Here is a 4,838-nt window from a genome sequence, read left to right as displayed (position 1 = left end):
GGCCGACGGCGGGGGCCCGGCCGCCTCACGCCGGGTCCGGGACGAGGTCGGCGGCGCACGCGGCCGAGACGGGACGGGACAGGGACATGGACGCCTCCCGGGGGTCGGTCTCCCTCCTTGGAGGCCGCCCGACCCGGATCGGTTCCCCCTCAGGCGGGCCGGATCGTCGCGCCGCGCAGGCGCAGCCCGCCGGGGCCGTGGCTGGCGGGCCCGGTGACGACGACCTCCTGCCCGAGCAGCCGCGCGACCGCGGCCGGGTCGGGCGCCCCGTCGAACAGGGCGGGCTCGCTCTCCGGGACCACGCCCTCGACGACGACGTCGCGCCCGGCGTCGTCGAGGACCCGCACGATCCCGCGCCGCAGGTCGATCCGGTCGACCCGGCCGCGCACCGTCTCGACGTCGCCGTAGGTCCGGGGCGGATCCGAGCGCGGCCACCGCGCCCGGGAGAGGTCCCCGGGACGGAAGCTCGCCTCGCGGAAGCGGCTGCCGCCCAGCGACGCCGTCCGCGAGGTGCGGGCCAGCGCGTCGAGCAGGTCGACGCAGGCGTCGCCGAGCAGCGGGGTGGTCCACGCCGGCGGGGTCTCGTTCCACAGGCCGCGGACCAGCTCGAACAGGGCGTCGGTGACCTCCTGCTCCAGCCCCTCGCCGAGCACGTCGTCCTCGCCGACCGCGAAGCGCAGCACCGTCGCGTGCGGGTCCAGCCCGACGAGGCGCACCCGCGCCGCCCGCTCCACCACGCCCGCGCTGCGCCCGGGTCGGGTCTGGTCGACGAGGTGGCGCGCGATCCGCGTCGTCAGCAGCTGCAGCGCCCCGACCAGCGCGACGAGGCCGCCCGCGTCGATCTCCCCGTCCCGGTCGGGTCCGCCGTGCAGGCGCACGACGAGGTCGTCGGCCACCGCGTCAGGTCCGGGTCGCGAGCACGGCCCGACCCCGGGGTGAGAGCTCGTAGCCGACGGGGAGCGAGTGGGTCAGACCGAGCGCCTTGAGCTTGCGGACGTCGGCCTTGAACGGCGCGGTCTCCCGGCCGGCCGCCGCGGCGAGGTCCGGGGCGCGGCGACCCGGTTCGGCCGCGATCGCCCGCAGCGTCGCCCACGCCCAGGGGCCGTGGCCGCTGCGCCGGTCCATGGCGTCGAGCCGCGCGGCGAGCTCGGCCGCCTCCGACGCCGAGGGCTCGGTGGCGGCGAGCTCGGTGCGCGGATCGGGCTCGTCGAGCCGGTGGAACCGGACCCGGAAGAGCGGCGTCCCGTCCTCGGCGTGGCGACCGGCCTCGGTGAGCAGCGCCGCGACGTCGTCGAACCCGGCACGGCGCGCCTCGTCGTCGGTCACCCCGCCGGGGTCGACCTCGGCCACCTCGTCGACGGCGAGGCGCCCCACGGGCGTGCGGTACGGGCGGCCGGGCCGCACCTGGGCGCGTTTCCAGCGCCGGAACGTCAGGTCCACCTCGCCGCGTGCGATCGGCTCGGCGAAGCGCTGGGCGAACAGCACCCCGCCATCTTCGCGCACCTACGCTGGTGGGCGTGGCACGGACGGGGGCGCACGGGGGCGCACGCAGCCCCGAGCTCGTCTGGAACCGGCTCGCGCAGCGGCGCGACGAGCTCTTCAGCCGCGAGCTCGCCCCCGAGCGGCACGCCTACTGGTGGGCGCGGCGGCACGACGGCGGGCCAGGCCGGCTCAACCGGTGGGTCGACCGGTTGCGGGACACCACGTTGGAGAACGTCCCGTACGTCGACCCCACCGCGGCCCTCGACGGGGCCCGGGTGCTGCTGCTCCTGGCCGAACCGGCCGCCGACGCCGAGGACGGCTGCGGCTTCGTGAGCCGCTACGCGAACGACGCGGTGTCGGCGAACCTCTACCGCGCGGCCGACCGCGCGGGCCTCGGGCAGGACGTGACGCTGCACTGGCACCTCGTGCCGTGGTGGATCGCGAACCCCAACCACGAGCCCCGTCGGCTCGCCGGGGAGGTGCTGCGTGCCGCGCCCCGACTCGGGGAGTTCCTCGACCTGCTCGGTCCGCCGCCGCGCGAGGTGGTCCTGCTCGGCGCCCCCGCGGCCAAGGCGTGGGCGGTGCTCGCTCGACGGGGCCGCGTCCCGTGGCAGCTGCGCCCGGCGACGGTCTCCCGGGCGCCGCACCCGAACCCGCTGGTGCACGACCGGCTCGACCCGGTGACCGGGCGTCGCAACGGCGACCGCCTGGTGGAGGTGCTGCGCGACGCCGGACGTCGGGCGCGCGGCGAGGACGTCGGCCCGGCGCGGGGCTCGCGGGTCGCTCGACGACCCTTCTGACCCTCGCCCGACCCGTGGCCGGGGGGTCAGGCCGAGGGGCGCTCGACGGCGGATCCCTGGTGGGCGGCGACCAGCCGGACCACCTCGCACGCGGTGCCCCAGCACAGCGAGAGCCCACTGCCCCCGTGCCCGTAGTTGTGCACGACGAGGCCGCGGTCGCGCGGCTCGGCCTCCACCCGCGTCGTCGGGCGGGCGGGCAGGACGCCCGTGTCGACGCGCAGCACGGCCGCGTCCTGGAGCAGCGGTTCGGCCTCGCGGCAGCGGCGCAGGATCTCCCGGGCCTCCTCGCGGTCCGGTGTCGGGTCGGTGCGGCCCGGGAGGCGCACGCCGCCGAGGTGGACGCGGTCGGGCTGCGGGATGATCGACGTCCACCGGCGCGCGTCGGAGATCTCGGCGACGACCCGGTGCACCCCGGGGTTGTCGGTCACGACGTACTGCGAGAAGAGCGGGCGCACGGTCGGGTCCTGGGCCAGCTCGCGCGCGCCCAGGCCGGCCGCCAGGACGACGACGGGAGCGTCGGCCAGGGCCTCGTCGAGGGTCTCGATCCGCCGGATCTCGAGCGCCCCGCCGAGCGTGCCCAGCCGGTCCCGCATCCACCGGACGTGGCGGGGGAGGTCGATGACGGGGGACCGGTGCGCCAGCCCGCGGTCGAAGCCGGCCGGCAGCGTCGCCGGGACGCCGAGGTCGGGGAGCAGCCGGAGCTGCGGGGGGAGGGCGTGCCGGTCGGGGATCTCGCCGACGGTGACGGCGTCGACCATCCGGACGCCCGTGGCGGGGTCGGCCGCGAGGCGCCGGTAGCGGTCGAGCGAGCAGGACGCGCGGACCAGGGAACCGGCCAGGGGAGCCTGGTACGTCGGCTTCCAGACCCCGCCCGCGTGCGCGGAGGCGGTCGTCGACGGATCGTCCGCGGTCCACACCCGCACCCGGTGGCCGGCCTCCGCGAGGGACACCGCGGTGGAGAGCCCGACGATGCCGGCGCCGACGACGACCACGTCCGCCGGCGCGCTCACACGATCCTGCTCGGGCACGTGCGGACGGTAGCTCCGCGGTCGTCCGCCCGGTGGTCGCGTTCGACGGGCATCATCCGGATGGACCTGTCTGGACGGTGGTGAGCAGCGGCCAGTCACAGCGACGGGGGCGCAGACGACGGCGCCCGGGCCGTGAGGCCGCGGGCGCCGTCGTCGGGGAAGTACCGATCAGGACTTGAAGGCGTCCTTGATCTTCTCGCCGGCCTGCTTCACGTTGCCCTTGGCCTGGTCGCCCTTGCCCTCGGCCTCGAGGGACTCGTTGCCCACGGCGCTACCGGCGGCTTCCTTCGCCTTGCCCTTGAGCTCCTCGCCCTTGTTCTCGGCCTTGTCGGCGTCGCTCACGGCGGTCTCCTCTCACAACTCGGTTCCGGGTCGGCATCGACCCTTCACCGACCGTGGTACCCGGGCCGCTCGTCGCGGAACCGGCGTTCGCGCGTCGTGAAGGTCACCGCCGGTCCCCGACGAGTCGCCGTCGGCGCTCGCGCTCGGCGGCCAAGGCCTCGGCCGAGGGGTGCGGCTCGTCGTCGAACCAGTCCGGCTCGGCGTCCTCCTCGGTCCAAGTCCCGACGACGCGGCCGCGGTGGACCACGACCGGGGCGATCCAGCCGGCCGTCCGGCTCACCCGAGCCCGGTGGTGCGGCGCGAGGACGGCCGTCTCGGCGGTGCCGGGGCCGAGGACCCACTGGTCGAAGGCGGGCAGCAGGCGGACGAGCCCGTCGGTGTCCGGCTCGGGCTCGGTGGCCAGCTCGTCGAGGTCGGCGACGCGGGCGTACCGCTGCTCGCGGTCGGTGTCCTCGTGGACCGTGACCGGCGCGACGACCCCGTCCTCGACCAGCTCGGCGAACCACCGCCGCAGGGTCGGCCGCCGTGTCCCGCCGCGCAGCAGCCAGGCGTCGAACGCCGTCGGGCTCGCCGGCCCGAAGACGTCGAGGTAGGCGGGCACGAGGAGCCGGGCGGCGTCGTCGGGATCGGGGAGCACGAACGGGCGGCCGGTCCGGGTTGCCGGGTCGGTGAAGGTCGGGCGGGCGCCGCGGGGCTCGCCGTTGACGATCAGGCCCTGCCAGGCGAGGGGCTTGAGCACCGTGCCCCAGCCCGACCCGAGCCGCTCCGCGAGCTCCGGCGTCACGTGCCGGTCCAGCTCGGCGACCAGCTCGTCGCGGGTGAGCGAGCGTCCGGGCAGGATCATGGCCACCAGCTCGGCCAGGCGCCCCACCTCCGCGGCCGTCGCGAACTGCCGCTGCCAGGACCCCTTCTCCCAGGTGCGGGCCGCCGCGAGCAGGGCGAGCTGGGCGGGCGCGGCCGCGGCGCTCAGCACGTGGAGCGTCCCGCGGGCGGCCCAGGTGCGCAGCAGCGACCCGTCGGCGAGCCCCTCGCGGACGGCGGCCGGCGCCGGGCCGCGCACCGCGACCGCCTCCTCCGCGCACGACGGGACCTGCGCCTGGACGCCGAGCAACCGCTCCGCGACCTCGTGCGGCGTCCCGGCGAGGGGGCCGGTGAGGAAGTGGCGGCGCAGGCGGCGGGTGAGGAC

6 protein-coding genes are annotated in these 4,838 nt (G+C 77.1%); 1 reads left to right on the top strand and 5 read right to left on the bottom strand.

Annotated elements, in window-relative coordinates:
- Window positions 1-149: 149 nt before the first annotated feature.
- Window positions 150-896, bottom strand: a complete 747-nt coding sequence (locus AC0CYZ_RS06260) for a hypothetical protein (RefSeq protein WP_472213398.1) — start codon at window positions 894-896, stop codon at window positions 150-152.
- Between the two features lie 4 nt (window positions 897-900).
- Window positions 901-1,485: an ASCH domain-containing protein gene (locus AC0CYZ_RS06255; RefSeq protein ID WP_472213396.1), complete on the bottom strand. Its 585-nt coding sequence runs from the start codon at window positions 1,483-1,485 to the stop codon at window positions 901-903.
- Between the two features lie 32 nt (window positions 1,486-1,517).
- Here AC0CYZ_RS06255 and AC0CYZ_RS06250 point away from each other — a divergent pair, with 32 nt between their 5' ends.
- Window positions 1,518-2,282, top strand: a complete 765-nt coding sequence (locus AC0CYZ_RS06250; protein WP_472213394.1) for a uracil-DNA glycosylase family protein — start codon at window positions 1,518-1,520, stop codon at window positions 2,280-2,282.
- 26 nt (window positions 2,283-2,308) lie between these two features.
- Here AC0CYZ_RS06250 and AC0CYZ_RS06245 read toward each other — a convergent pair whose 3' ends face one another.
- The 3 genes from AC0CYZ_RS06245 to AC0CYZ_RS06235 form a co-directional block, all read right to left on the bottom strand.
- Window positions 2,309-3,292, bottom strand: coding sequence for an NAD(P)/FAD-dependent oxidoreductase (locus AC0CYZ_RS06245; RefSeq protein WP_472213392.1), 984 nt, complete (start codon window positions 3,290-3,292; stop codon window positions 2,309-2,311).
- 186 nt (window positions 3,293-3,478) lie between these two features.
- Window positions 3,479-3,652 (bottom strand): CsbD family protein, encoded by a 174-nt coding sequence (locus AC0CYZ_RS06240; RefSeq protein WP_472213390.1) that lies wholly within the window; start codon window positions 3,650-3,652, stop codon window positions 3,479-3,481.
- A gap of 103 nt (window positions 3,653-3,755) precedes the next feature.
- A partial coding sequence (locus AC0CYZ_RS06235) for a DNA glycosylase AlkZ-like family protein (protein WP_472213388.1) occupies window positions 3,756-4,838 on the bottom strand: 1,083 nt, incomplete at its 5' end.

The sequence above is a fragment of the Actinomycetospora sp. genome (assembly GCF_055612215.1).
The sequence above is the reverse complement of the archived record's forward strand: the minus strand, read 5'-3'. Positions and strand labels throughout refer to the sequence as shown.